The sequence below is a fragment of the Dactylosporangium maewongense genome (assembly GCF_039531485.1).
GTDB classification, from domain to species: Bacteria; Actinomycetota; Actinomycetes; order Mycobacteriales; family Micromonosporaceae; genus Dactylosporangium; species Dactylosporangium maewongense.
Genome location: NZ_BAAAQD010000048.1, coordinates 33,467 through 60,285 on the forward strand (window position 1 = coordinate 33,467; position 26,819 = coordinate 60,285).

General features: G+C 74.6%; 25 protein-coding genes. 11 read left to right on the top strand and 14 right to left on the bottom strand.

Going from position 1 to position 26,819, the window contains the following annotated elements:
* Positions 1–41: 41 nt before the first annotated feature.
* The 6 genes from ABD332_RS55945 to ABD332_RS55970 all read left to right on the top strand — a co-directional run bounded on the left by ABD332_RS55945 (position 42) and on the right by ABD332_RS55970 (position 9,562).
* Positions 42–812, top strand: a complete 771-nt coding sequence (locus tag ABD332_RS55945; protein ID WP_344514624.1) for an ATP-binding protein — start codon at positions 42–44, stop codon at positions 810–812.
* Positions 813–1,457: 645 nt separating this feature from the next.
* On the top strand, positions 1,458–5,495 hold the full coding sequence (locus ABD332_RS55950; protein WP_344514626.1) for a Pls/PosA family non-ribosomal peptide synthetase: 4,038 nt from the start codon (positions 1,458–1,460) through the stop codon (positions 5,493–5,495).
* Positions 5,496–5,602: 107 nt separating this feature from the next.
* On the top strand, positions 5,603–6,412 hold the full coding sequence (locus ABD332_RS55955; protein WP_344514628.1) for a dimethylarginine dimethylaminohydrolase family protein: 810 nt from the start codon (positions 5,603–5,605) through the stop codon (positions 6,410–6,412).
* The gene (locus tag ABD332_RS55960; RefSeq protein ID WP_344514630.1) at positions 6,409–7,164 is read left to right on the top strand and encodes a BPL-N domain-containing protein; all 756 of its coding nucleotides are present in this window, start codon (positions 6,409–6,411) and stop codon (positions 7,162–7,164) included. Before ABD332_RS55955 ends, ABD332_RS55960 begins: the two co-directional genes overlap by 4 nt.
* Entirely contained in the window at positions 7,161–8,798 is a 1,638-nt protein-coding gene (locus ABD332_RS55965) for a heparan-alpha-glucosaminide N-acetyltransferase domain-containing protein (RefSeq protein ID WP_344514632.1), read from the top strand. The genes ABD332_RS55960 and ABD332_RS55965 overlap by 4 nt, the downstream gene beginning before the upstream one ends.
* A complete protein-coding gene (locus ABD332_RS55970; protein ID WP_344514634.1) occupies positions 8,795–9,562 on the top strand; it encodes a BPL-N domain-containing protein in 768 nt (255 codons plus the stop codon). The genes ABD332_RS55965 and ABD332_RS55970 overlap by 4 nt, the downstream gene beginning before the upstream one ends.
* 35 nt (positions 9,563–9,597) lie before the next feature.
* On the opposite strand, the gene ABD332_RS55975 is transcribed toward ABD332_RS55970, so the two are convergent.
* Positions 9,598–10,506: a hypothetical protein gene (locus ABD332_RS55975; RefSeq protein ID WP_344514636.1), complete on the bottom strand. Its 909-nt coding sequence runs from the start codon at positions 10,504–10,506 to the stop codon at positions 9,598–9,600.
* Between the two features lie 122 nt (positions 10,507–10,628).
* Here ABD332_RS55975 and ABD332_RS55980 point away from each other — a divergent pair, with 122 nt between their 5' ends.
* A complete protein-coding gene (locus ABD332_RS55980; RefSeq protein ID WP_344514638.1) occupies positions 10,629–11,660 on the top strand; it encodes a cation diffusion facilitator family transporter in 1,032 nt (343 codons plus the stop codon).
* Positions 11,661–11,666: 6 nt separating this feature from the next.
* Complete coding sequence (locus ABD332_RS55985) at positions 11,667–12,008, top strand: ArsR/SmtB family transcription factor (protein WP_344514640.1); 342 nt, start codon at positions 11,667–11,669, stop codon at positions 12,006–12,008.
* Here the strand turns inward: ABD332_RS55985 and ABD332_RS55990 are convergent.
* From ABD332_RS55990 to ABD332_RS56035, 10 genes are all read right to left on the bottom strand, one after another.
* Complete coding sequence (locus ABD332_RS55990; protein ID WP_344514642.1) at positions 11,978–13,270, bottom strand: acyltransferase family protein; 1,293 nt, start codon at positions 13,268–13,270, stop codon at positions 11,978–11,980. The genes ABD332_RS55985 and ABD332_RS55990 overlap by 31 nt on opposite strands.
* A gap of 56 nt (positions 13,271–13,326) precedes the next feature.
* Positions 13,327–13,698 (bottom strand): hypothetical protein, encoded by a 372-nt coding sequence (locus ABD332_RS55995; RefSeq protein WP_344514644.1) that lies wholly within the window; start codon positions 13,696–13,698, stop codon positions 13,327–13,329.
* Positions 13,699–13,835: 137 nt separating this feature from the next.
* Complete coding sequence (locus tag ABD332_RS56000) at positions 13,836–14,192, bottom strand: HupE/UreJ family protein (RefSeq protein WP_344514646.1); 357 nt, start codon at positions 14,190–14,192, stop codon at positions 13,836–13,838.
* A 64-nt stretch (positions 14,193–14,256) separates the two neighbouring features.
* Entirely contained in the window at positions 14,257–14,868 is a 612-nt protein-coding gene (locus tag ABD332_RS56005) for a hypothetical protein (protein ID WP_344514648.1), read from the bottom strand.
* A 91-nt stretch (positions 14,869–14,959) separates the two neighbouring features.
* The gene (locus ABD332_RS56010) at positions 14,960–15,388 is read right to left on the bottom strand and encodes a S26 family signal peptidase (protein ID WP_344514649.1); all 429 of its coding nucleotides are present in this window, start codon (positions 15,386–15,388) and stop codon (positions 14,960–14,962) included.
* The gene (locus ABD332_RS56015; RefSeq protein WP_344514650.1) at positions 15,385–17,202 is read right to left on the bottom strand and encodes an ABC transporter ATP-binding protein; all 1,818 of its coding nucleotides are present in this window, start codon (positions 17,200–17,202) and stop codon (positions 15,385–15,387) included. The genes ABD332_RS56010 and ABD332_RS56015 overlap by 4 nt, the downstream gene beginning before the upstream one ends.
* Entirely contained in the window at positions 17,199–17,723 is a 525-nt protein-coding gene (locus ABD332_RS56020) for a TlpA family protein disulfide reductase (protein ID WP_344514652.1), read from the bottom strand. Before ABD332_RS56020 ends, ABD332_RS56015 begins: the two co-directional genes overlap by 4 nt.
* Complete coding sequence (locus ABD332_RS56025; protein WP_344514654.1) at positions 17,720–18,019, bottom strand: hypothetical protein; 300 nt, start codon at positions 18,017–18,019, stop codon at positions 17,720–17,722. The genes ABD332_RS56020 and ABD332_RS56025 overlap by 4 nt, the downstream gene beginning before the upstream one ends.
* A 37-nt stretch (positions 18,020–18,056) precedes the next feature.
* Positions 18,057–18,254, bottom strand: a complete 198-nt coding sequence (locus ABD332_RS56030; RefSeq protein WP_344514655.1) for a hypothetical protein — start codon at positions 18,252–18,254, stop codon at positions 18,057–18,059.
* Positions 18,255–18,353: 99 nt separating this feature from the next.
* The gene (locus ABD332_RS56035; RefSeq protein ID WP_344514657.1) at positions 18,354–19,319 is read right to left on the bottom strand and encodes a hypothetical protein; all 966 of its coding nucleotides are present in this window, start codon (positions 19,317–19,319) and stop codon (positions 18,354–18,356) included.
* A gap of 125 nt (positions 19,320–19,444) precedes the next feature.
* Here ABD332_RS56035 and ABD332_RS56040 point away from each other — a divergent pair, with 125 nt between their 5' ends.
* Both ABD332_RS56040 and ABD332_RS56045 read left to right on the top strand, forming a co-directional pair.
* Positions 19,445–19,798, top strand: coding sequence for a YciI family protein (locus ABD332_RS56040; RefSeq protein WP_344514659.1), 354 nt, complete (start codon positions 19,445–19,447; stop codon positions 19,796–19,798).
* A complete protein-coding gene (locus ABD332_RS56045; protein WP_344514685.1) occupies positions 19,795–21,027 on the top strand; it encodes an RNA polymerase sigma factor in 1,233 nt (410 codons plus the stop codon). Before ABD332_RS56040 ends, ABD332_RS56045 begins: the two co-directional genes overlap by 4 nt.
* A gap of 37 nt (positions 21,028–21,064) precedes the next feature.
* On the opposite strand, the gene ABD332_RS56050 is transcribed toward ABD332_RS56045, so the two are convergent.
* The 3 genes from ABD332_RS56050 to ABD332_RS56060 all read right to left on the bottom strand — a co-directional run bounded on the left by ABD332_RS56050 (position 21,065) and on the right by ABD332_RS56060 (position 26,347).
* Positions 21,065–23,317 carry a molybdopterin oxidoreductase family protein gene (locus ABD332_RS56050; protein ID WP_344514661.1) on the bottom strand — a complete coding sequence of 751 codons (2,253 nt, stop codon included), beginning with the start codon at positions 23,315–23,317 and terminating at the stop codon, positions 21,065–21,067.
* Positions 23,318–23,344: 27 nt separating this feature from the next.
* Positions 23,345–24,787 (bottom strand): CocE/NonD family hydrolase, encoded by a 1,443-nt coding sequence (locus ABD332_RS56055; RefSeq protein ID WP_344514663.1) that lies wholly within the window; start codon positions 24,785–24,787, stop codon positions 23,345–23,347.
* Between the two features lie 540 nt (positions 24,788–25,327).
* A complete protein-coding gene (locus tag ABD332_RS56060) occupies positions 25,328–26,347 on the bottom strand; it encodes an NADPH:quinone reductase (RefSeq protein WP_344514665.1) in 1,020 nt (339 codons plus the stop codon).
* 98 nt (positions 26,348–26,445) lie between these two features.
* Here ABD332_RS56060 and ABD332_RS56065 point away from each other — a divergent pair, with 98 nt between their 5' ends.
* Complete coding sequence (locus ABD332_RS56065; protein ID WP_344514667.1) at positions 26,446–26,799, top strand: ArsR/SmtB family transcription factor; 354 nt, start codon at positions 26,446–26,448, stop codon at positions 26,797–26,799.
* The last annotated feature ends 20 nt before the right edge of the window (positions 26,800–26,819 follow it).

The window sequence follows — 26,819 nt, forward strand, 5'->3', positions numbered from 1 at the left end:
GGATTCCGATCCAGCGGGATGGATAGAGAAGTGGAGCGGCGGTGATCGGGTCAAGGGTGGGTCTGCGCAGCGACATCGAGCAGGGCACAGTCGAGGTCACCGTCGCCGGGCCGTGCGACGGGCGGGTCAAGACCGACCTCGCCACCGCGGTGCGCAAGGGCCTGGCGGAGCATCCGAGGGCGCTGCTGCTGAACCTGACGGCGGTCGAGCAGCCCAACCCCGCGCTCGTCGGCGCGGTCCTCCTGGCCGAGCGGCACAGCGGCTCCATCCAGCCGCCGGTCCCGCTGGTGCTCGTGGCGTCGGACGCCACCTGGCGCAAGCTGGTCAGCGCCGGGCTCATGACACGGATCCCGATCTACACCACCATGGCCGCGGCGCAGGACGCGCTCAGCCACAGGACGCCACCGTTCGGCCGGGTCAGGCTCGACCTGCAGCCGGAGGCCATGGCGCCGTCGACGGCGCGGTCGTTCATCGGCGACACGGTCCTGGCCTGGGACCTGCGCGCGCTGCTGCACCCGGCCCGGGCGATCATCTCGGAGCTCGTGACCAACGCCGTGCAGCACGCGCGGACGCCGTTCACCGTGACCGCCTCCCGCCGCTGGGACCTGCTGCATCTCGCGGTCGAGGACGGCGATCCGGCGCTGCCCCGCATGATCAGGCCGGTGCAGCGCGAGGACGTGCCGCTGGACGTCCGGGGCATCGGGCTCGGGATCGTCGCGCGGTCGGCGCGCGCCTGGGGGGCGACGCGGACCGCGGCGGGCAAGGTGATCTGGGCGACCCTGGCGACGGTGCCGACGCAGCGCCGGACCTGAGCACGGGTCGGTAGCCCGCTCGGCGGATGCGCGGCGCCGAGGGGCGATGCGCGTCCCGCACACAGACCAGCACGACTCCGGCGACCGGCCGGCCGACCCGCCCGCACGTGAAGGTCGTGGCGCCGGCGGGCCGGATCACGCCGTCCGACTCCGTCCGAAGTGGATCGGCGCCGCGCTGGTGCTGCTCACCGCCACGGACCCGCCGCACCTGGTGAAGGCGTCCGGAATCGACCCCGGCACGCCGGCTTCCCCGCACCGCGAACCCGGGCCGCGTGCCCCGGTGAGGCGGAGTGTGACGCGCGCAGAGCGCCTCGGCCCACCGTCGCGGCCGCTGAGGGTGGGGGCGCCGCGCCGTGGGTGGTCTCGTGGTGAGAACTGACCGACGCCGCTCCCGCGACCTGAACCGGGGCGGCAATCTGGGGATGCGGTGCCCACCCAGGTGCCGCTGCCTCCGTTGGACCGCACCCGGTCACGCTGTGGCACGGCACGCCCGGGTCCGCCCCCGGCGCGCCCCCGTTCATGACTGTCGCTGAGACCCGCGGCCGGCCCCACGCCGGCCGCGGTGCCCCGCTGCGCCTTGGCGGCAGCCGCGCCGCCGGCCCGCACCTGTGCCGCGGCGGCATCAGCAGAGATAGGGCTGAAATTTTGATCCAGGCAACCACCAGGACGACCGCGCCGCCGTCCCGGCAGCACGAGCTCACGGCGCGACGCCTGCACCACGTGTTCGAGACCGCGTGCGACCGCACCCCCACCGCCGTCGCGCTGGAATGCGACGGGATCCGCCTCACCTACCAGGACCTCGACGAGCGCGCCAACCGGCTCGCGCACCGGCTGCGCGGCCTCGGCATCCGCGGCGGCGCCCGGACGGCGATCCTGCTGCAGCGCTCCGTCGCGACGTACGTGGCGCTGCTCGCCGTCGGCAAGGCCGGCGGGGCGTTCGTGCCGATCGACCCGGAGTCGCCCGCCGACCGGGTCGCCTACATCGCCGAGGACTCGGCGATCGCGCTGCTGCTGACGTCGGCGGAGCTCGCCGACCGCGCCGAGGGGCTGCCCTGCCCGGTGCTGCGCGTCGACAGCACCGGCGGCCCCGACGAGACCGCGGAGACCGGCGGGGATGGCGGCGCCGCCGAGGCACCCGCGCTCCGACCGGAGCCGGACGCCACCGGCGACCCCGCCGCGTACATCATCTACACCTCGGGCTCCAGCGGCCGCCCGAAGGGCGTGGAGGTGGCCCAGTCCAGCATCTGCAACTTCCTCGACGTCGTGCCGGGGGTGTACGACGTGCGCCCCGGCGACCGGGTCTACCAGGGCATGACGATCGCCTTCGACTTCTCGATCGAGGAGATCTGGCCCACGTGGTCCGTCGGCGCCACCCTCGTCGCCGGGCCGACCGACTCGCGGCGCTTCGGCGCCGAGCTCGCCGACTTCCTCGACTCGTCCGGCATCACCGTCCTGTACTGCGTGCCGACCCTGCTGGCGACGATCCCCCGGGAGCTGCCCCGCATCCGCAGCGTCCTCGTCGGCGGGGAGGCCTGCCCCGGCCAGCTCGTCGAGCGGTGGAGCCGGCCGGGCCGGCGCATCCTCAACACCTACGGGCCGACCGAGGCGACCGTCACCGCGACCTGGTGCGAGCTGCTGCCCGGGCGGATCGTCACCATCGGCCGGCCGCTGCCCACCTACAGCGTCGTGCTGCTGGACGAGCAGCGCCGGCCGGTCCGCGACGGCGAGGTCGGCGAGATCTGCATCGGCGGGCCCGGCGTCGCCCGCGGCTACGTCGGCCGGCCCGAGCTGACCGCCGACCGGTTCGTCGAGCACCCACTCGCACCGCCCGGATCGCGCCTGTACCGCACCGGCGACCTCGGCCGGCTCACCGCCGACGGCGAGGTCGAGTACCTCGGCCGCGCCGACGCCGAGGTCAAGATCCGCGGCCACCGGGTCGACCTCGGCGAGATCGAGAACGTGCTGCTGGAGGACGCCGACGTGAGCGAGGCGGTCGCGGCGCTCGTCCCGGTCGGCACCGGTGACGACGCGCCCCGGGAGCTCGCCGCCTACATCGTCTGCCCGGAGCCCGACGACTCGCTGGTGCCCCGCCTGTTCGAGCAGCTGCAGGAGCGCCTGCCCGGGTACATGGTGCCGGCGTACCTCGACGTGGTCGAGGCGCTGCCCGCCATGCCGAGCGGCAAGGTCGACCGGAAACGGTTGCCGGCCCCGGTCCACCGGCGCCCCGCCCGCGGCACCGTCGTCGCCGCCGACACCGACCTCGAGGAGCAGGTCCGCGCGGTGTGGGCCGAGGCATTCGGGCTGGAACCGCAGGCCCTGTCGGTCGAGGCGCACTTCTTCGACGACCTGGGCGGGCACTCGCTGCTCGCCGCGCGGGTCGTGTCGCTGCTGCGCACGCGCGGCATCGGCGCGAGCCCCGCCGTGCGCGACCTGTACAGCAACCCGACGGTGCGCGGCCTGGCCGGCCGGCTCGCCGCGCCCGCGACCGGGCTGGCCGCGCCGCGCCGCCCGGCGCCGCTGCGCCACGGCAGCCGCAGCATCGCGGCCGCCGGCGCCGGCCAGGCGCTCGTCATCTACCTGCTGGTGCTGCTCATCACGCTGCCGGTGTCCTATGTGTACACCTGGAACAACGGCCGCGTGTCCGTCGAGGTCCTCGCCCAGCTGATGATGGCGATCCTGGTGAGCTACCTCGGCGTGCGCTGGATCGTGCCGGTCCTGCTCGCCCGGCCGGTCGCCGCCGGCATCCGCCCCGGCCGGTACCGACTATGGGGCCCGACCTACGTGCGGCTGTGGATGCTCGACCTGCTGCTGGCGCTCGGTCCGATGACCGTGCTCAGCGGCTCGCCGCTGATGGCGGTGTACCTGCGGCTGCTCGGCGCCCGCGTCGGCGCCCGGACCACGATCGCGACCAGCTCGATCGGCGTCCCCACCATGATCGAGATCGAGTCCGACGCCACCGTCGGCTACGGCGTGTCGATGCGGCCGTGGCGGGTCGAGCACGGCTGGGTCGTCGTCGAGCCGATCACGGTCGCGCGGCACGCGTTCGTGGGCGCCAACGCCGTGCTCGAGCCGGGGGCGTCGGTGCGGTCCGGCGCCGGGCTCGGCGAGCAGTCCGTGCTCGAGCAGGGCGAGACCGTGCCGCCCGGCGCGCGGTGGGCGGGCTCCCCGGCGGCGCCCGTCGACGCGCTGGGCTCGACGGTGGAGGTCATGCTGTCGGCCAAGGGCCGCCACCAGAACTGGCACCCGAAGCACCTGCTCGCCGCCGGCCTCGGCGCCGTCGGCCTCGAGCTGAGCGCCATCGCGACCGTCGTGCCCAGCGTGGTCCTCGTCTGGTGGGCGCTGCTGCAGTGGGGGCTGCTCGCCGGTCTCGTCGCCACCGTCCCGGCCGGGCCGCTCTACGTGCTGACCACCTGCGCGGTCATCGCGGGCGGCAAACGCCTTGTGCTGCGGCACGCCCCGGCCGGCATCCACCCGGCCCGCTCGGGCCTCGGCGTCCGCAAGTGGATCGCCGACAAGCTGCTGGAGTTCAGCCTGCTGTTCACCAACTCGCTGTACTCCACCCTGTACACGGTGCCGTGGCTGCGGCTGCTCGGCGCCCGCGTCGGGCGGGGCGCCGAGGTGTCCACCGCCGCGCACCTCGACCCGGACCTGCTCACCCTCGACCCGGACAGCTTCGTGGCCGACATGGCCAGCGTCGGCGCCGCCACGTTCGCCAACGGGCGGATGGCGCTGCTGCCGACCAGGGTCGGGCACCGGGCGTTCGTCGGCAACGCGGCGTTCGTGCCGGCCGGCACCACCCTCGGCGCCGGCAGCCTCGTCGGCGTGCAGACCCTGCCGCCGGACGAGGACGTCCCCGACGGCACCTCGTGGCTCGGCTCGCCCGCGATGCACCTGCCGCGGCGGCAGAGCAGCGGCACGTTCTCCGAGCAGGAGACGTTCCGCCCGCCGCGGCAGGTGGTGGCGCACCGCCTCGCCGTCGAGTTCGCCCGCGCGACCGTGCCGGCCTCGCTGCTGGGCATGAGCGTCTACCTGTACCTGTGGGTGCTGTCGGCGCTGGCCCGCGGCCGTGACCTGCCGGTGCCGGCGCTGGTCTCCCCGCTGGTCGTCATGGCCGCGGGCGCCGCCGTGATCGGGTGCTGCGCGGCCACGAAACGCAGCATCATCGGCGCCTACCGGCCCAGGGTCGAGCCGCTGTGGAGCACGTTCGTGCGGCGCACCGAGTTCGTCACCGGCCTGTACGAGGCCGCGGCGATCCCGGCCGGGCTCGGCATGCTCGTCGGCACCCCGTTCCTGCCGCCGGTGCTGCGCTGGTTCGGCGCCCGCATCGGCCGGCGCACCTGGATCGGCACCACGTACCTGACCGAGTTCGACCTGGTCGAGATCGGCGACGACGCCGCGGTCGGCGCCGAGGTGTCGCTGCAGACCCACCTGTTCGAGGACCGGGTGATGAAGATGTCCGTCGTCACCGTCGGCGCCGGCGCCAGCATCGGCACCCGGGCGATCGTGCTGTACGACGCCGTCGTCGGCGACGAGGTGTCGCTCGGCTCGCTGTCGCTGCTGATGAAGGGCGAACACCTCACGCCCGGCAGCCGATGGCGTGGCATCCCCGCACAGGGCGCCGGCACCCTTCCGGAGCTCGCCGCCCTTCCGGCGCCCGCCACCCTTCCGGCGATCGCCGCCTGAACCGTCCGCCGTCCGGCCCGCACCGGCGCCCGCCGTCCGCGTGCCTGCCGGTCGCGTGCGCACCTTCCGTTCGCAAGATCCCGTCACATCAAGGAGGACACCGCCCCATGAACACCGAACTGCTCGTCTCCGACGCCACCCACTTCCGCATCGACTACGAGATCAACCCGTACATGCACACCGACGTGCAACCCGACCCGGTCGCGGCCAACGCCGAGCACGACGCGATCGTCGCCGCGCACCTGGCCGCCGGCCGCCTCGTCGAGTACGTCCCCGCCGCACCCGAGTGCCCGGACATGGTGTTCACCGCGAACGCCGCGGTGGTCCGCGGCGAGCGGGCCGTGCTGGGCTTCCCGCCGCCGGAACGCAAGGCGGAGATGTCGTACTTCGAGGAGTGGCTGGTCGACCGCGGCTACGAGGTGGTCGAGGCGCCGTTCCCGTTCAGCGGCCAGGGCGACGCCCTCGCCTGCGGCGACCTGCTGCTCGCCGGCCACGGGCAGCGCACCGACCAGCGCATGCACGCCGTCCTGGCCAAGGAGCTCGACTACGACGTGATCCCGCTGCGCACCGTCGGCCCGCGCTGGTACGACCTCGACCTGGCCATCGCCGTCATCGACCCGCACACCCTGGCGTACTGCCCGCTGGCGCTCGACGAGCCGAGCCGCGGCAGCCTGCGCGCGCTGGGGCTGGACCTGATCGAGGTCGGCCTCGACGAGGCGTCCCGCCTCGCGCTCAACCTGATCAGCGACGGCCGCACCGTGACGATGACCCGCGGGGTGCCGCGCCTGGCCGCCGCGCTGCGCGAGCGGAGGCTGCACGTGGTCGAGCTCGACACGACCCAGCTCGCCAAGGGCGGCGGCGGCGTGCGGTGCACCGCCCTGACCCTGGACAACCCGCCGCGGCAGGGGTCGCGGTGATCGCATCCCGGCGCGTCCGGAGCACCGGCGCCGGGCGCGCCATGGCCGCGACGTGCCGCATGCCGGCCGCGCAGCCCACAGGAGGGTCCGGCGGGGCGCTGGTGGCGCTGGTGTACCGCGGGCCCGCGTCCCTGCCCGGCTGCCCCGAGGCGGTGGCCGACCTGCTGCGCCGCAGCCGCTGGGGCTTCGACGTGCGCTTCGTCGGCCCCGGCGAGGACGTGCAGGTGTCGGCGCGCGCCCTGTCCGGTGCGGTCCTGTACGCGCAGCCCGGCGGCGGCCTGCTCTCGCAGGGCTACCGCCACCTGCGCCGGCACCGCGCCGCGATCCGCGAGTTCGTGCACGACGGCGGACGATATCTCGGCTTCTGCCTCGGCGGGTACCTGGCCGGCGCGACCCCCGGCTTCGGCCTGCTGCCGGGGGACACCGACCAGTACATCGCCTCGGCCGCCGCCACCGTCGTCGAGCCGCACGACACGCTCGTCGAGGTCGCGTGGCGGGGCCGCGCGCGGACGCTGTTCTTCCAGGACGGCCCGTACTTCTGGGTGCGGCCCGACGCCGGTGCGACGGTCGTCGCCACCTACCCCAACGGCACCGTCGCCGCGCTCGTCGCCGGCTTCGGGGAAGGCCGGGTCGGGGTCGTCGGCCCCCACCCGGAGGCGACCGGCGACTGGTACGCCGATGCCGGTCTGTCCGTGGACCGGCTCGGCGTCGACCTGGGCCTCGACCTGGTGGACGCGGTGATGACCGCATGACCGCTGTGCAACGGGGCGCGGGGGACAGTACGGCGCGGCCCGGTGACCTGGCGGCGTCCGCGCCGCCCGCGCGAGCCGCGGCGCCACGCACCCGGCAACGGCTCATCGGCATCGACGCCGCCCGGGGTGTGGCGCTACTCGGGATGATCACCCTGCACGCGCTGTGGGAGGCCGACGCCGCAGGCAACCCGACCTGGTCGGACAGGGCGTTCAGCGGGCGGGCGGCGGCGGCCTTCGCGCTGCTCGCCGGCGTCGGCATCGCGTTCGTGTCCGGCCGGCGACGGGTCCCGGCGGCCGACCGTCCCGCCGTGGCCGCCGGGATGGCCGCCCGGGCTGTCGCCATCGGTGTGGTCGGATTCCTGGTCTGCGCCGCCGACACGACGCTCAAGGCGGTGATCCTGCCGTACCTGGCGGTGGTGTTCCTGCTGGCGATCCCGCTGGTGTTCCTGCGCACCTGGACCGTCGCCGTGGTGGGGCTGCTCCTGGCGACGGCGGGCCCGGTCGGCAACTACTTCCTGCTGCCACGGCTGCCGGAGCCGGAGCTCGGCAACCCGTCGTTCATAAGGCTCGTCCAGGACCCGATCGGGATGCTCACCGAGCTGACGTTCACCGGCTTCTACCCGTCGCCGACCTGGCTGGCGTACGTGTGCGTCGGCATCGTCATCGGGCGGCAGGACTTGAGCCGGCGACGGTTCGCCGCCCTGCTGCTGGCCGTCGGCACGGTCGTCGCCGTCGCGGCGCACACGGCCTCCACGCTGCTGCTGCACCGCTACGGGGGGCTGGCCCACATCTGGGCCGCGCAGCCGCGCAGCGACCTGACGGTGGCGCAGACGACCGACCTGCTCAAGTTCGGCGGCAACGGCAACGTCCCGTCCTCCACGTGGTGGTGGCTGGCGGTCGACACCGCGCATACGGGCACGCCGCCCGAGATGTTCGGCGCCGCCGGCTGCGCCGTCGCGGTGCTGGGCCTGATGCTGCTCGCCGCGCACGTCACCCACCGGGTGTGGGGCCCGGTGTGCACGGTCATCCTGGTGTCGCTGGCCTCGGCCGGCAGCATGACGCTGACCTTCTACTCCGCGCACATCCTGTTCATCAACTCGGATTTCGACACTTACAGCGCCGGGAACGGCTGTCTCGTGCAGATCGTCGGCGCGTTGCTCATCGGCCTCGCGGTCAGGGGAACGGTCGGCCGCGGGCCGCTGGAGGCGGCCGTCGCGGCGCTGGCCACCCGCGCCCGGCGGTTGACCACGTCCCGCGGCGCGGTCCGGGCCGTCACCACCATCACAGCTACCGCCACCATCCCGGTCCAGGCCTCGCCGGCGCCGGTCTCGGCTGTGCCGGCGGCTTCGGCACCGGCTCTGGCACCGGCACCGGCGAAGTCCCCGGAATCCTTGACGGATTCGACGACGGCGTCGGCGGCGCAGGCACCGGCTGCGACGGCGTCCGAGGGGTCGGGGTCCGGTGGACCGGCGCCTGATGGCTCGGCGTCAGGTGGGTCAGGGGCGGGTGGCCCGGGGTCAGGTGGGCCGGTGCCGCGGCGGGCGCCGCGACGGCCGCGTGGGCCCGGCGACGGCCGCCGCCGCACCGTCCGGCGGCGGGCGCAACCCGGGGCCGGGCAGGGCGGCGGCCGGTGAACCGGTGGCGGTTCCTGCTCGGCGCGGGCGCCGCCGCCGGTGTCCTCGCCGCGCTCGGCGGGGCGGCCGGCGCCGGGTACATGAAGCTGTCCGGTGACCGGCCGCTCGCCCTCATCTACCGCGGCCCGGCCGCCTGCGCGGGCTGCTCCGAGGCGGTCGCGGCCCTGCTGCGCGGCGCGCCGAGCGGGTTCCGGACCGAGTTCTGCGGCCCCGGCGAGCAGGTGGCGCTGTCCGCGGACTCGCTCGCCGGGGCCAGCGTGTACGCGCAGCCCGGCGGCGGCGACGTCCGCCAGGCGTGGCGCCGCATGCGCGGGCACGCCGAGGAAGTCAGGAACTTCGTGCACGGCGGCGGCAATTATCTCGGCTTCTGCCTGGGCGCCTACCTCGCCGCCGCCGACCCCGGCTTCGGCCTGCTGGCCGGGGTCGGCGTCGAGGGGTACATCTACAGCGCCGAGGCGACGGTCCACGACCAGGACGACACCGTCGTCGGCGTCGCCTGGCGGGGCCGGCGGCGGCACATGTTCTTCCAGGACGGCGCGCTGTTCCGCCCCAAGCCGGGCACGCCGGTGACGGTCCTGGCCACGTACGACACCGGCGGCGCCGCGGCCGTCGTCACCGGCTACGGCTCCGGGCGCGTCGGGCTGGTCGGCCCGCACCCGGAGGCGGACCGGTCCTGGTACGACGACGCCGGCCTCAGCAACCCCGACGGCATCCAGTTCGACCTCGGCCACGACCTGATCGAGAGCACCCTGCGCCGGGACTGATCCGCCGCCGCGCCGTCGGCCCGCGCCGGCTGGCGTCAGGAGCCGCCGCCACCGCCTGCGATGTCGGGGGAGCGGGACGCCGGGCGGAACGCCGCCGCGATCCGGTCGGCCATGGCACCGATCGCCCGGCGGTTCGCCGTGTCCTGCTGCGCCGTGTCCTGGTTCGCTGTGTCCTGGTGCGCCGTGTCCTGGTGCGCTGTGTCTTGCTGCGCTGCGTCTTGCTGCGCTATGTCCTGCTGCGCCGTGTCCTGCTGCGGTGTCGACGGCTCGCACCACGGCAGCCCGTCGACCCACGGCGGTGGGTGCGCGCCGGCCGGCCGGCGCTGCACCGTGCCGAAGGCCACGTGGTCGGCCAGGCTCCCGCCGTGCGCGCGGCACCGCTCGGCCCGGTCGAGCACCTCGGCGGCCGCGGCCCGGCCCTGTGCGGTCAGCCGCGGCCCGGTCAGCAGGCGGCGGACGACGAGGTACAGGCCGGCCGCGGTGGGCAGACCGATGGCCGCCGCGGTGGCCGCCGTGGCCGCGCCCTCGGAGAGCGCCGCGCCGGCGACGACGCCCGTCACCGCCACCACCAGGGTGGCCAGGGTGCCGCGCGGCTGGTCCCACGCCGGTGGCACGGTCTGCCAGAGCCCCGCCGTCTCGCCGCTTCGCCGGGCCCGCAGGTACAGCTTCCGGGCGGCGCCGGCGGCGGCGTGCCGGTGCAGCGACACCTCCCGCTCCGGGCCGAACAGCTCACCGAGCAGCGCGGCGTCGGCCGCGCCGATCCTGGTCGCGGGGCCGCGCGTGTGCGACACGTCGACCGCCCACAACCCGGCCGGCTGCTCGTGCCAGCGCAGCGTCACCAGCCCGCGCTCGGCCACGTCGACCAGCTGGGCGGCGACCGCCCGCCCGTCCAGCGGCCGCCCGGCCAGCTCGGCCAGCAGCTCGTCGCGGATCCGATCCGGCACGCGCCCTCCCGCCCCCGGTAGGCGCCCGATCGTATGCGGCAAGGTCAACGGCGGGTGGCAGTTGCCCACCGGTGGCAGTTGCAACATTGTCGCGTGCGTACATGAGCACATAAAGTGGAGGCATGGGCGATCGACACGAGCACGGGCACCACCCGGGCTCCCGGTGGGCGGCGGCACGGCACCGGGTCGGGCATCTGCTGGCACCGCACTCGCACGACACCGCGGGCAGGGTCGACGGTGCGCTGGAGACCTCGCGGGAAGGGATCCGCGCGCTGTGGGTCTCGCTGCTGGTGCTGGGGGCGACCGCCGCGATCCAGGTCGTGGTCGTGCTGGTGTCCGGGTCGGTGGCGCTGCTCGGCGACACGCTGCACAACATCGCCGACGCGCTGACCGCCGTGCCGCTCGGGGTGGCGTTCATCGTCGGGCGCCGGGTCGCCGATCGGCGGTACACCTACGGATACGGCCGCGGGGAGGACATCGCCGGCATCGTCATCGTGCTCACCATCGCCGCGTCGGCGGTCCTCGCCGGGCTCGAGGCCGTCGACCGGCTGTTCAACCCGGCCGCGGTGACGCACCTGCCGTGGGTGGCGGTCGCGGCCGTGACCGGTTTCGCGGGCAACGAGCTCGTCGCGCGGTACCGCATCCGCATCGGCCGGAGGATCGGCTCGGCGGCGCTCGTCGCGGACGGCCTGCACGCCCGCACCGACGGCTTCACCTCCCTCGCCGTGCTCCTCGGCGCCGGCGGCGTGGCCGTCGGCTGGCGGTGGGCCGACCCGGTCGTCGGGCTGGCCATCACCGTCGCGATCCTGTTCGTGCTCAAGGACGCGGCGCGGGAGGTGTACCGCCGACTCATGGACGCCGTCGACCCCGCACTCGTGGACACCGCCGAGGCGACCCTCGCCGGCACGCCCGGCGTGCGGAGGGTCGCCGCGCTGCGGATGCGCTGGATCGGCCACCGGCTGCACGCGGAGACCGATCTCGTCGTGGCGGACACGCTGACGGTCGTCGAGGCGCACGCCATCGCCCTCGACGCCGAGCACCGGCTGCTGCACGCGGTGCCCCGGCTCACCGGGGCCACCATCCACACCGATCCCGACAGCGCCGACGCGCACGCCGCCGTGGCGCACCACCACCGGGCCCCCGCGGTACCGTGAGTGCTCATGTACGCACCAGACGAAACCACGGTCGACTCGCCGACCGACGCGCAGGTCGCGACCGCGGTGACCGCGCTGCGGATGCTGGCCGACCCGACCCGCCTGCGGCTGCTGTGGGTGCTGCGCGACGGCGAGCAGGACGTCAGCACCCTGACGGCGGCGGTCGGCGCCGCCCGCCCGGCCGTGTCGCAGCACCTGGCCAAGCTGCTGCTCGCGGGCCTGGTCCACACCCGGCGGGACGGCCGGCGGGTGCTCTACCGGGCGGCCGGCGGACACGTCCGCCGGCTCGTGACCGAGGTGTTCCACGCGGCCGACCATCATCTGACCGGCGCGCCCGAGCACGACTGACGCCGCCGCCAGTGCTTCAGCCTCAACGCGCGGCGCTCGACGAGATGCCATGAGGCGTAGGCGACGGCGGCGGTGATCGTCAGGCTCAGCGCCGTGTAGGGCAGGTAGCCCCAGCGGTTGGCGCCGAACGTGGCCAGGAGCTGCTGGACGACGAAGCCGTAGATGTAGATGCCGTAGGAGTAGTCGTTGACGGCGCCGACGCGGCGCAGCCGCCGCGGTGCCCGGACCGCGGCCCACACGAGCAGGTAGGCGAGGGTGGGGAAGCCGGCCACGAAGAACCCGCCCAGCAGGAGCGACGCGGCCAGGATCACGAGGCAGCCGGCGGCGAGGCCGTCGTGGATCGGGACGCGGTCGCGGTACAGCTCGATGGTGGCCCCGGTGAGGAACAGCGCGCCGAGGTAGATGAGCCACTGCACCGAGACGCTGCCGACCAGCGGCGGCACGATCGACCCGTAGTGCTGCGCCGGCGGCCCTTCCAGGGTCCAGCCGCGGATCTGGTCGGCGACGATGCAGCCGTACAGCCCGGCGGCGAAAACCGGCACGAGCCACCGCGCCCGGCGCAGCACGGCCGTCACCGCGAGGACCGCGACGACCGCGTAGCAGGTGGACTCGTAGACGAGGGACCACAGCGCGCCGTCGAAGACGCTGTTGCCGCCGATCTCGCGGCCCCACGGGGTGTCGGCGAGGAGGTCCTGGATGCCGTACTGGCGCACGCCGGTGAACCAGTTGCCGGCGACGTACTGCAGCGGACCCTTCGGCCCGTCCCAGAACCCGGCGAGGGTGCCCCGCTGGTGCAGCGCGACGACCGGCGCGGCGACGAACGCGGTGACGAGCAGGCACACCCACAGGCCGGGCAGGATGCGCAGCGCGCGGTGCCAGGCGAACCGCCAGACGCTCGTGTGCGCGGCGGAGCGGGTGATGAGCAGTCCGGACAGGACGAAGAAGCCGAAGACCGCGAGGGTGCCGACGTTGGTCTGTCTCTGGAACAGGCTCCGGCCCAGGTCCTCCCAGCCGAAGCCGAGCGAGGTGGCGTGGGCGAGGACGACCGCGACGGCGAGGCCGAGGCGGATGGCGCCGATGCCGTTGTCGCGCCCGTCCCACCGCCCGGCGAGGCTGCCGTGGGCGAGGCGGTATCCGCGCGGCGGGGCGCCCGGTGTGTGGTTGCCGGTGTGGCTGTCGGCGTGGTCGCCGGCGTGGGTTTCGGTGTGGGTTTCCGTGTCGGGGGCATGGTGCGTCGGCCGCCGGTCGGCGGTTGCGGGCATGTGGGAGCTCCAGGTGTGTGGCGTCGGTCAGGACACGTCGCGTGCGCCGTGCCGGCCTAGATCCGCCATACCTGGAGGTGCGACTGCCGAGGTTGCCCGGTGTCCCGGTCCGGGACCGCCGTTGGTGGTGGGGGTTCGGTGACGACGCCGGCCGGGACCGTGATGACGGTCGCGGAGCCGGTGGGCAGCTTCGGCTGCTGCGGGTACGCCGGTGCCCCGGCCGTGTGCAGCACGTTGTGGTGGTGCTGGTGGGAGTGCTCACCGGTGACGCCGTGATGGCCGTGCCCGGCCGATGCCGCGTGGCCGTCGGGGTGCCCCTGCAAGAGGTGCGCCGACTGCGCGCTGGCCAGCGGCGCGAGCAGTAACGACAGGAGGAGCAGGAACGCCAGCCCGGCCCGTGCCGGCCACAACATCCACCACCGCCCCATGCCTCGGATGATGGCAGCCCGCCGGGCCGTGGCGGTGTCGGAGATCCGCCACAACGCTGCATGTTCACCCGCACGTAACGGGCCGGAGCCCCGCGAGGTGGGGGCGCCGGCGGCGGCGCGTACGGGCGGCATCGGGCCTATTCCGCTACCTCGGACCGGATGGCGGTGAACCATGCCGACCCGGCCGCGGCGGGGCTGACCCGCCACTCGGTGATCGCGGCGGTGATGAGGGTGACGCTGTGGCCGAGCGCGAACAGCGACACGTATGCGGCGGCGCGGCGGACGGTGCCGGCGATGAGCGCGACCCCGGCGACGAACAGCAGGTGGTCCCAGCCGAGCAGCATGTGGGTGATGCCGAGCCAGACGAACTCGGGGACGGACCTGCCGGCCGCGTCGTCGACGCCGTGCGCCGACGCGGCGGTCGGCAGGAGCAGCAGCAGGGTCAGGGCGGCGCCGGGCACGACGGTGCCCCGGCGCAGAGCGGGTCGATGCATGGAGGCCTCTCGGGGTTTCCCGGGCACGGTGGAGCGACGCCCGGACGGACGTTGGGAAACAGCGCTATGCGGGCGTTCCCGACGCCGGCGGGGCTCGGCCCGCCACCCGGAGCACGGACCAGACCGACTCGCCGCCCGTGGCCGCGCGCACGACGGCGCGCATCCGCACCGGCGGATCGAACCGCCGCGGGGTCGCCGCGGCGGCGGCGAGGCTGGTGCGCCGCACGGCGCCGCGCCACAGCAGCGTGGCAAGCACGCCGGCGGCGCCGTGCACCGCCAGGCCGAGCAGCAGCACGACCGGCGGCGGCACCACGTGCGTGTCGGAGGCGGCCCAGGCGGCGGTCTCGGCCGCGAGGAACGCTCCGGTCGACCAGAGCCCGGCGGTGCGGGCCAGCCGCCGTTTGCGCGGCGCCGGCAGCCGCCCGCCGGACGCGAACGCCGCGGCGGTGACCGCGAGCAGCGACGTCGCGGTGAGGGCGAGGGCCACGACCACCGCGGCCAGCTCGGCCGCGTGGACATGCGAGACACCGTCGGCCATGCCGTGCGCCGCCGCGTGCCGGTGCGCGAGCAGCCGCGACGTGACCAGGTGCGCGGTGCTCCAGCCGAGCGCGCCCGACGAGACCGCGGAGACGGCGACGAGCGCGCGACCCGCGTGCCGCTGGTCCGTCGCCCTCACCTCCCGCACCGTGTGGCCGCCGCCATCGTACGGGGTCGCCGCCGGCACCTGCCGCAGCCGTTCGGCCGGACTGTGGTGGCCGGCCCGTGGGTCAGCGTGCGGAGGCGATGGTCCGCACGACCGTGGCGTGGACGGTGGCGAGCGGTGCCGGGCCGAACAGCCTGGAATCCAGGCCGGGACGGTCGCCGAGCACGACGACCATGCCGGCCGGGACCGGGCCCGGCGCCGCCGCCGGCACGTCCGGCGGGAGCGGGTCGCCCGGCACGGCGGCGACCCGCTTGACCAGCCACGGCGACGGCGCCGCCGGCGCTGGTCCACCGTGGACGACCTCGGCGCCGGGCGGTGGCGCGGCGGCGGCCGGGCGCCGCAGCACCACGATGTCGCCGCGGCGCGGTGTGCGGCCGGCCCGCCGCCGGGCCAGGACGAGGTCGCCGTCGTGCAGCGCGGGTTCCATGCTGCCGCCGTGCACCCTGACCACCAGCCACCAGGGCCGGAGGAAGAGCCGCAGCAGCCACGTCACGGCGCCGCCGGGTCCAGGTCGTAGCCGCTGGCCTGCAACCGGAACAGCGTCGCGTACGTGCCGCCGGCCGCCATCAGCGAGGCGTGCGTCCCCGTCTCGGCGATCCGCCCGTCGGCGAGGACCACGATGCGGTCGGCGTCGCGGACCGTGTTGAGCCGGTGGGAGACCAGCACGCTGGTGCGGCCGTCGCGGTGGGCGGCGATCGTCCGGTGGACGCGGTGCTCGGCGGCGGCGTCCAGCCCGGAGCTCGGCTCGTCCAGGATCAGCAGGTCCCGCTGCCCGCGCAGCAACGCCCTGGCCAGCGCCAGCCGCTGCCACTGCCCGCCGGACAGCAGCACCCCTTCCGGCCGGTCATAGTCGACGAACGTGCGGGACAGCAGGGTGTCGTACCGGCCGGGCAGGGCCAGCAGCGTGTCGTGGATGCCGGCCCGCGTCGCCGGTTCCGCGAGCCGGGACGCGTCGGTGTCCAGGGTCGTGCGTCCGTCGGTGTCGCCGAGCGCGATGTTCTCCGCGGCCGTCAGCTCGTAGCACATGAAGTCCTGGAAGACGGCCGCCACCCGCCGGCGGAGGTCCTCGACGGGCAGGTCGCGCAGGTCGACGCCGTCCCAGCGGATCGCGCCGCGGGTCGGGTCGTACAGGCGGCACAGCAGCTTCACCAGGGTGCTCTTGCCCGCGCCGTTCTCGCCGACGACCGCGACCGCGCACCCGGGTGGGATGGCGACGCTGACGCCGCGCAGCACCCACGGATGCTCGTCGCCGTATCGGAACCACACGTCGTCCAGGACGATCCCGGTCTCGCCGGCGACCGGTCCGCCCACCGCCGGCGCCGCCCCGGCGTCCGGTGGGGTGGCCAGCAGCGAGCGGTAGTGGTCGAACAGCAGCCCGGCATGATGGGCCAGCGCGAGGTACTGCACGCCGCCCGACAGCGCGGCCTGCACGCCGGCGACCGCGAGGATCACGGCGCCGACGTCGCCGGCGCTGAGGCGGCCCGCGGCGGCCGCGACGAGGGTCCAGGCGACCGCGGCGCCGGCGAACAGGGCCGACAGCGCCGCGAGGGACACCTGGCTGCCGAGCTCGGCGCGGTCCATCCGGCGGTGCCCGGCGTTGACGGTCCGCAGCTCGTTGAGCATCCGGTGGCGCAGCAGGTCGCCGGCGCCGAACAGCCGCACCTCCTTGGCGGCGCTGAGGTCGGTGAGCAGGTCGGTGTAGAACAGCTCCCGCCGCTCGGCCGGGCTGAGGCTGAAGGTGAGCGCGGCCCGGCGCCGGCTCAGCCGCAGCTCCGCGACCAGCGCCGGGACGGCCGCGGCGGCGAGACCGGCGGCCAGCCACGGCGAGACGACGACGAGCGCGCCGGCCATGCCGGCGATCGTCACGACGGCCTGGGCGACGCCGAGGACGCTGTCGACGACCTGGCTCGGGCCGCCGTTCCCGGCCTGTTCGGCCATCCGCAGCCGGTCCCGGAACGCCGGGTCCTCGAGGGTCTGCAGCAGCGTGAACCGGCCGACGGCCGCGTACAGGCGGTCCTTGGCGATGACGGCGACGGCGCGGCCGAGCTCCGCCTGGACGTAGCGCAGCACGGGCGGGCCGAGCGCGGCGAGCAGCCCGGCGGCGGCGAGCGCGGCGGCGACGGGGAGCACCGCCGCGGCTGCGCCGCCCGCGACGACCCGGTCGATGCCGACCTTCGTCAGCCACGCGGCGAGCGCCGGCAGCGCGCCGGACAGCAGGCGCGCGGCGACATACCCGCACAGCAGCGCCGGACGGGCCCGCCACGCGAGCAGCAGCGCCGCGCCGGCACGGGACAGCACGGCGGTCACGCCGGCACGGGCACCTGGTAGCCGACGGACTCGACCACGCCACCGTCCCGCACGAGCACGAACGCGGGGAAGCCCCGGACGCCGAACGCGCCCGCGACGGGGCCCTCCGGGTCCTCCAGGATGACCGCGACGCCGCCGGTGCCGGTGAGCGCGCCGACGACGGGTGCCGGGTCGCCGCCGTCGTCGACGACGACCGCGAGGACGTCGCCGGGGTGCCGGGCCGCCGCGGCGCGGAAGTCGCCGAGCCGCTCATGGCAGGCGGGGCAGTCGGGCGAGAAGAACCCGATGAGGGTCTGGCCGGTGAGCGAGGCCCGGTCGACCCGTCGGCCGTCCACAGTGGACGCCACGAAGTCGGCGACAGGTTCGCCGAGGGTCGCGGTCGACACCGGCGGCGGCTCGGCCATGTCGCCGAGGCGGTTCTCGTAGGCGCGCAGCCGGCGCACGACCCCGAGGACGACGACCAGGTTGAACAGGGTCAGCGCGGTGAGCAGCAGCACCGCGACGAGCAGCGCGGTGGTCACCGGCCCGCTCCCTTCGCCGGTACCGGCGGGATGCTGAGCAACGACACGATGTCCTCCAGCGACGCAAGGATGAGGCTGGCGGCGCCACCGGCGACCGCGCAGGCCAAGGACGGGGTGGTGGCGCCGGGGCGGTCGGCCGCGGCGAGCGGGACGGCGGCGGCCGGCAGGCGTCCCGGCCCCGGCCACAGCGCGGCCGCGCTGCGCCGGAGCCGGGTGAACGACCGGGATGAAACTTTCCCGGCGACCGCCATCGCGAACACGACGGCCGAGCCGGCGGCGAACGCGGTCACCGGCATCGGTGACCCGCCGGGGCGCGGCCGGCCGTCGTGTGGTTCAGCACGTGCCGGTGACCGTGCAGGAGTAGCAGTGGTTCGGCACGCCGGAGCAGCCGTACATGCACTTGCGGCGGTACCGCAGGCCGCCCTTGCAGTAGCACGTCTCCCATTCGTACGTGCATCCCGCGTCCGCCTCGGCTGTCGGGGCGAGGCGCGCGAGCACGCGGTCGGCGAGCCGACCCATGGCTTGAACCATCGATGACATCCTTCCATCGGGGGATACCGATAGGCAGGGTGATCGATACCGGTCGACCTGTCAATGGGAGCGTTCCCATCGCGTCGGCGGGCCGGGCGGTCAGCCGTACTGCATGCCGGGCGCGTTGCCGTCGTCGACCATGGCGAGGATCGCGTCGGGTTCGGCGGTGCCCGCCGTCGCGCGGACCATGTGCAGCCCGCCGCCGAGCGCGGTGACCGTGACGTCGCGGAACACCTCGGCCGGCCGGTCGTGCGCGTACTCCTGCCGCTGCTCCGTGACGGAGCGGTCCATGTCCTCGGCCGTGCTCCACGACGAGCACACGACGACCTTCGCCGGTTTGCTGGAGCCGGCGCCCGCCCGGAGCACCCCGGCGGCGATCATGTAGGTTCGTTCGTCCCGCGTCCGGGTCCGGAAGTACGCGGCGACCACGTCGCCGAGGCAGCCCGCCAGCGCGCGGAACGTCGGGTTCGCCGCGAGCGAGCGCTCCGGAGCGGCCCGGACGTCGTCCCAGTTCGCGTCGTCGCCGCCGACGAACAGGTCGCCGCCCTCGCCGTGGACGCGGGGCATGGCGATGCTCAGGAACTGCAGGCCGTCGCCGGTGAGGACCGGCGGGGCGACGAGGCCACCGCCGTCGTCCCGCCAGCCCGCCGCGACCAGCTTGCGGGTGACCTCGACCGGGAACTGCCCGCCGGCGACGAGCGACACGTCGCGCGACGACCCCCCGGCGGTGACGACGTATTCGCTGTTGTCCAGCCGGATGTCGTAGTCGGGCAGTCTGATGACCTCCGGCTGGAGCCGGGCGCTGCCGCGACCGATGAGCCCGCGCCACTTCACCGACCCGGTCTTGCGCGGGAAGTGCATCGTGACCGCCTCGTCGGCGAAGCGGACGCTCGTGCGGATGTTCTCGGTGTCGGCGAGGCGGCCCAGCGCCTTGACGAGCTCGGCGTCCCCGCCGCCCGAGCCCGGCGACCCATCGCGATCACCGCAGGCGGCCATGGTGCCGAGCAGGACCGCGCAGGCCAGGAGCAGTGCGTGCGTCCGGTGCCGCCGGAAGGGTGCGAACATACCGGCACTGTGCCGCCCCGCGCGTGCAGCTGACGTGCAACCGGACCGGCCGCGTGATTTTTCGGGCCGGTTGTCGAATTCGGGCCCGTCGCCGCGTCATGGTGGCAACGGACGAAGGAGGAGTCATGCAGTACGCGCTGTTGCTCTACGGGGACGAACGGGTGTGGCAGGAGGCTGACGAGGCAGCCCGGCGGGAGATCTATGCCAGGCATGAGCGGTTCATGAAGCTGCTCGTGGAGCGTGGCGCGCTGGTCGGCGGGGCGGAGCTGGCGCCGACCGGGACGGCGACGACGCTGCGGCGCGACGGTGCGGCGGTCAGCGTCACCGACGGGCCGTTCGCGGAGACGGCGGAGCAGCTGGCCGGGTTCTACCTGATCGAGGCGGCGGACCTGGACGAGGCGCTGGAGCTGGCCCGGGAGCTGCCGTCCGGGGTGGTCGAGGTGCGGCCGATGGTGCCGGGCCCGAAGGAGTCCAGCTGAGCGGTGCGGTCGAGCAGGCGTACCGGGAGCACTGGCCGCGCCTGCTCGCGCTGCTCGTCACCCGGCTGCGGCGGTTCGACCTCGCCGAGGAGAGCCTGCAGGACGCGTTCGCGGCGGCAGTCGAGCGGTGGGACCGGGACGGCGTGCCGGCGAACCCGGCGGGCTGGCTGATGACCGCCGCGTGGCGGCGGGCCCTCGACCGGGTGCGGCGGGAGGAGGCGGACCGGGAGCGGCTGCCGCTGCTGGTCGTCGACGCGCCCGGCACCGGCACCGTCACCGGAGCCGGCGTCGGGGACGAGGTCGGCGACGAGCGGCTGCGGCTGCTGTTCGCCTGCTGCCACCCGGCGCTGGCGCCCGACGCGCGGACCGCGCTGATGCTGCGCTTCGGGGCGGGCCTGACCACGGCCGAGATCGCGCGGCTGTGCCTGGTGCCGGAGCCGACGATGGCGGCGCGCCTGACCCGGGCGAAGAAGAAGATCGCGCAGGCCGGGATCCCGCTGCGGGCACCGGCGCCGGCCGACCTCGCCGGCCGCCTCGACGGGCTGCTGACGGCGGTGTACCTGCTGTTCAGCGAGGGCTACCGGGCCACCGGCGGGCCGGCGCTGCTGCGGCCGCGGCTGGCGCAGGAGGCGATCCGGCTCGGCTACGAGCTGGGTCTCCTGCTGCCGGACGAGCCGGAGCCGGTCGCGCTGCTGGCGCTGATGGTGCTGCAGCACGCCCGCCGCGACGCCCGAGTCGACGGCGACGGGCACCTGGTCCGGCTGGCCGAGCAGGACCGGTCCCGCTGGCACCCGACCGAGCTGCGGCACGGCTGCGAGCTGCTGGCGTTCGTCCGCGACGACGGGAGTTCCGGCCGGTACGCGCTGGAGGCGCTGATCGCCGCGGAGCACGCGAAGGCAGTCACGGCGGCCGGCACCGACTGGGCGAGGATCGCAGGGCTGTACGAGCGGCTGGAGGCGCGCACCGGCTCGCCGGTCGTGCGGCTCAACCGGGCCGTCGCGGTCGCGGAGGCCGGCGACTCCGCGCTGGCGCTGGCGCTGACCGAGGAGGCGGCCGAGCGGCTGCCGGGCCACCACCTCGTCCCGGCCGTGCGGGCGGAGCTGCTGCAGCGCCTCGGCCGTTCCGGCGAGGCCGGCGCGGCCTGGGAGGCGTCGCTGCGGCTGGTGCGCACCGAACCCGAGCGCCAGTACCTCTTGCGGCGGGCCGCCGCCCCGGCGCCGCGGTCGTAGCCGCCGGCCGGTGCCGCGGCCGTGGTCGCCGGCTCGTTCAGGTGGCGGGGGAGACGGTCACCGGGATGCCGTTGAGGACGCTGTTGCCCGACAGCGGGTCGATGGCGTGGTCGTCGGTGAGGATGTTGCTGTTGACGCCGGGTGTGGCGGCGGCGACCGCGGCCCGCGTGCCGGGCGCGCCGTGCCCCCAGCCGTGCGGCAGGCTGACCACGCCAGGCATGACCGTGTCGGTGATCTCGACGGCGACGGTGAGCGTGCCGACGCGGGACGCGACCGTCGCCCTGCCGCCGTCGGCGAGGCGCAGCGCGGCCGCGTCGTGCGGGTGGACCTGCAGCGTGCAGCGGTCCCTGCCCTTCATCAGCCCCGGCACGTTGTGCATCCAGCTGTTGTTGGACCGCAGGTGCCGCCGGCCGACGAGGACGAGCCCGTCGCTCGGCCGGTCGAGGGCCACCCGCAGCCGGTCGACGTCCTCGGCGATCGGTGCGGGGCACAGCTCGACCTGCCCGCTCGGGGTCCGCAGCACCTCCGGCACCCGCGGCTGCAACGGGCCCAGGTCGACGCCGTGCGGGTGGTCGAGGAGCTTCCGCAGCGTCAGCCCTGACTCGTCGGCGCCGAAGCCTTCACCGTACGAGCTGAGCCGCAACCGCACGTCGAGCAGCCGCTCCGCGGGTCCGTCGCCGCCGACGAGGGCCCGCAGCTCGGCGACGTCCCGGCCGTGGACGGGGGAGCCTGGGTCGTCGACGGCCCGCTGCAGCAGCTGCAGGAGCAGCCGCTCGTGGTCGATCCCGGCGAGGCGGGCGAGGATGTCGGCCTCGTCCATGCCGCCGGGGTCCTTCGGCAGCACGGGCGGCGAGTACGCGGCCGTGTTGCGCACGACGAGGGTCAGGAACGCGAAGTCGTAGTGGCCGACCCGGGCGGGGTCGGTCGGCGGCAGGATCACGTCGGCGTGCCGGGTGGTCTCGTTGAGGTACGGGTCGACGCTCACCATGAACTCGAGCCCGCCGAGGGCCGCGTCGAGCTGCCCGCTGTTGGGCGTGGACAGCACCGGGTTGCCGGCGACGGTGACGAGCGCCCGCACCTGCCCGTCGCCGGGCGTGGTGATCTCGTCGGCGAGGGTCGCGACCGGCAGCTCGCCCTTGACCTCCGGCAGGCCGCGGACCCGGCTGGTCCACCGCCCGACCCGGAAGCCCTTGCCGCCCGGCTCCGTGGCCTTCCGGGCGTGCGGCGCGAGCGGGAACATGACGCCGCCGGGCCGGTCGAGGTTGCCGGTGAGCACGTTGACGACGTCGACGAGCCAGCTCGTCAGGGTGCCGAACTCGACCGCGCAGGTGCCGATCCGCCCGTACACGGCGGCGGACGGCGCGGCGGCGAGGTCGCGGGCGAGCCGGCGGATGTCCCCGGCCGGCACCCCGCACGCGGCGGCGACGGCCTCGGGCGGGAAGTCCTTCGCGAGGCCCGCGACCCGCTCCACGTCGCGGACGTGCCCCTCCAGGCGGCCGAGCGCGACGAGGTCCTCGTCGAACAGGGTGTGCACGAGCGCGAACAGCAGCAGCGCGTCCCCGCCGGGCCGGACGAACACGTGCTCGTCGGCGACGGCAGCGGTCCTGGTCCGCCGCGGGTCCACGACGACGACCCGCCCGCCCCGGGCCTGGACGGCGGCGAGCCGCCCGGGGAAGTCGGGCGCCGTACACAGGCTGCCGTTGGACTCCAGGGGGTTCGCGCCGATGAGGACGAGCAGGTCGGTCCGGTCGATGTCGGGCACCGGGATGGCGTCGGGGTTGCCGTACAGGTAACCGCACGAGACGTGCTTCGGCATCTGGTCGACGGTGCTGGCGGAGTAGACGTTGCGGCTGGCGAGGGCCTTGACGAGCGGCCCGCCGTAGAGCGGCCCGGCCATCGTGTGGACGTTGGGGTTGCCGAGGTACACGGCGACCGCGTCCGCCCCGTGCCGCGCCTGCACCTGCGCGAGCCCGGCCGCGGCCGCCGCGAACGCCTCGTCCCAGCCCACCTCGCGATGCCGGCCGTCGGCGCCGCGCACCAGCGGCCGGCGCAGCCGGTCCGGGTCGTGCACCAGCTGCCCGAACGTGGCCCCCTTCGGGCACACGAACCCGGCGCTGAGCACGTGTTCCCGGTCGCCGCGCGCCGCCACGATCCTGTCCCCGGCGACGGTGAGCTCCAGCCCGCAGACGGCCTCGCACAGCGGGCAGGTCCGGAAGGCCGTGCGGGTCGCTTCGCCGTGCATCGTGCCCCACCACCATTGGTCGAGGTTCGCCGTCGCGGCCAGCTTCACCCCTGAGACACGGTCCCGGCAAGCGGGCTACCGCGCCTGGACGGGCAGCTGGAGGTAGGAGGCGTGCTCGCCGCCGGTGTGGATGACGTGCCGGCCGCTGTTGGCGGGGGTGTACTCGACCAGCCGGGGCATCATCGGGCCGAGGAGGTTGCGGCCGCTGATGACGAGGCGGAGCTGCTCGCCGGGGTGGAAGAGCAGGCCGATCGGGAGCAGGTCGATCTCGACGTCGACGATGTCGCCGGGGGTGAGCTTCTCGACCCGGTCGAAGGTGTGGACGGGCACGTCGCCGGTCGACAGGGACTCGTCGAGGTGGCGCAGGGAGACGCGCAGGCGGCCGTCGGAGCCCTTGTACCGCAGGATCGTGGCGCCGCGCTCGGTGAGGTCCTGCAGCATCGCGCCCTGGTTGGGGGTGGTGAACGCCTGCAGCGGCGTGCCGTGCGCGTCGAGCTTCTGGACGAGGACGAACAGGTCCATGTCGTCGGCGCCGTGCGCCTCGACCCACAGGTGCGCCTTCGGGTAGCCGACCAGCACGGTCTCCCGGTCGAACCGGGTCACGAACGAGACCACGTCGGGGTTGGCGCCGATGTCGTACGCCGCGGGCACCCCGGCCGCCGGTGCCGCCGGCACCAGGGTGCGGGAGCGGCCGTCGAGGTAGAACCTCGTCGAGGTGACGTCCTGCGGCGGGAACTGGTCCGCGGGGACCGCGACCCGGTCGCCGCCGTGCAGGTCGAGCAGCGAGTAGCGCACGCGCGGCGTCCGCTCCCAGCCGTTGTCCTCGCCCTTGAGGTAGTGGTCGAAGAACCGGCGCAGGTCCTCGACGTTGGCCTCGTCGTAGTAGTCGGGCCACTCCTGGGTGTTGTGGACGCGCAGCCACTTGTCGGCCGAGGCCATCCGCCGCCAGGCGCGGAACGTGCCCGCGGTGTGCAGCGTGTTGGAGTAGCTGGCAACGACGTACGCCGGCACCGTGATCCGGTCGAAGTCCGGGACCTTGTCCTCCCACAGGGCGTTCATCAGCGGGAACCGCTCGGCCTCGGCGACGATGTCCTCCTTCTGTCCGAGACCGAGGAAGCTGTGGTCCCGCAGCTGCCGGGCGAACCCCGTGTCGGGCATGCCGCCGCGCAGCACGAGGTCGCGGTACACGTCGCTGACCCCCTCCCACGGGTTGATCGCCACCAGGTGCGGCGGCTGCTCGGCGGCCGTGAACCACTGCGAGGCCGCGAGGTAGGAGGTGCCGCTCATCGCGACCTTGCCGGTGCACCACTCCTGGACGGCGAGCCACTCGATCAGGTCGTAGCAGTCGCGGCCCTCCTGCCGGTCCCACAGGACGCTGTCGCCCTCTGAGTTCGCGACGCCCCGGACGTCGGGGTTGCAGATCGCGTAGCCCCGCGCGCACCAGTACGCCGGGTCGGGCGCCTCGAACTTCGCCAGCCCCGACATGATCCCGTTGTCCAGGCCGACCAGCCCGAACACGCCCACTCGTGCGGCTGGCCGACAAAGGTGAACGCCGTCCCCAGATCGATCGTGTTCCAGCTGACCGACAATCGGTCAGCCGCGTCCCAGGCGAGCTCCAGCTGCACACCGCCATCGAACACCAGCACCACCGGGATGACCGGTTGCCACCTGTCCCTTGCCAGCTCCCATCCGACCCAGCCGGCCTGGAGCCGTCGACCCACCAGCGCGAGCAGGTTGGACCGCTGGCGACGCAACTGCTCTGGCCCGGGCACAAAGTTGGACCGCCATCCGGACATCGACTCGTCCCAGGGCGTCGTCCCAGGCATGCTCTCCACAGCGCGGATCATACGGATTTCGCACCTGCTGTACCGGCCCGTCGCGTCGGCATTGACCGCTGTCCGGTGCACGCTCATGCCGCGGGTCTCGCGCGGCGGCATGTCGGCAGTCGTCACTCTCTGTGCGGGCAACGACCGACCTGGTCGGCGGACCAGGTATGCACTCGTGCCGAGATGCGGACCCGCACCGGTGCGAGTCAGAGGTGCGGCTGCTGGCTGAACTTCAGGGCGTGACGTCCACCAGTACCTTGCCAACCGTGCCGGTCTCCAATGCCCGGTGAGCGTCGGCGGTGCGGTGCAGCGGGAAGCGGACCAGTGGCAGGCCGCGCTCCTCGCCGACCGGCAGGGCGCCGTCGCGGACCGCTGCGGCGACGTCCTCGACCGCTGTGGCGCGCGCTTGCGGGCCCGCCGTGTAGAGCACCAGGAACTGCAAGCGTGTGTTCAGCACCATGTTCTGCCCCACGTTCAGCTCGACCGTTTGTCCGCCCTCGTTGGCGTAGGTCGCGATCGTGCCGCGTGTGCGCAGCGCGGCCAGGTCCAGTGCGAGGTTCGCGCCTAGCGCCACCTCTGCGACGATGTCGACGCCCTCCGGGGCGATGGCACGGATGGCGGCGGCTGGGTCGCCCTCGCGATAATTGATCACATGATGGGCGCCGGCCGCGGTGGCCAGCTTCGCCTTCTCCGGGCTGCTGACCGTGCTGATCACGGTGGCGGCGGCCCATCGGGCGAGCTGGATGACCGCGTGCCCGACCGCGCCGGCCCCGGCGGCGGCGAGCACGATCTTGCCGTCGAGTGCGCCGGGGTACAGGCGGCGCGGCCCGTCCTCGGCGACGGTCAGTGCGCGGTGTGCGGTGAGCGCGGGCACGCCGAGCGAGGCGCCGACGTCGAAGCTGGCCTCGTCGGGCAGTGGCACGGCCTGGTCGGCGGGCACGACGGTGAACTCGGCGGCGGTGCCGGTGGGCCGCCCGGCGGCGGCCATGAACAGCCACACCCGTTGCCCGACCCGGCCTGGGTCGACGCACTCACCGACGGCGTCGATCACGCCGGCGCCGTCGAGGTGCGGGGTGATCTCAGGGAAGAGCTTGCGGTGGGCGATGCCGGAGCGGGCCTGCCAGTCGGTCGGGTTGACGCCGGACACGGCGACCCGGACGCGGACCTCGCCGGGACCCGGCGCGGGCCGGTCACGCTCGACGAGTTGGAGAACGTCGGGGCCGCCGTTGTCACGGTAGATGATCGCCTTCATGATCCATCCAATGTTCGATCTGCGTCGTACGGTTCGATCTAGACCGAACAGTACGACGCGGGTCGAACTTTCCGCAAGCATTGGCTACGCTTCCTCTTGTGACCGAGGTGATCGAACCCGCCCTCGAGACCGTGACGATCGACGTGGTGCTCAGCGCGCTCGCCGACCCGGTACGGCTCACCTTCGTGCGGGCGCTCGACGCCGCCGGGGACTGGACCTGCGGCAGCGACGTCCTCAGAAACACCGGCGTCACCATCGGCAAGTCCACCCTGTCGCACCACATCAAGGTGCTGCGCGATGCCGGCCTGATCCGCACCCGCGTCGACGGCATCCGCCGGCTGGTCACGCTCCGGTACGACGAGGTGGAACAACGCTTCCCCGGGCTGCTGACCATGCTCCGCGAACACGGGCCTGCCCCTGCCGCTGCGGAGGCGCCCGCCTCAACCGCATGACGCAGGCGACAACGAGCGCC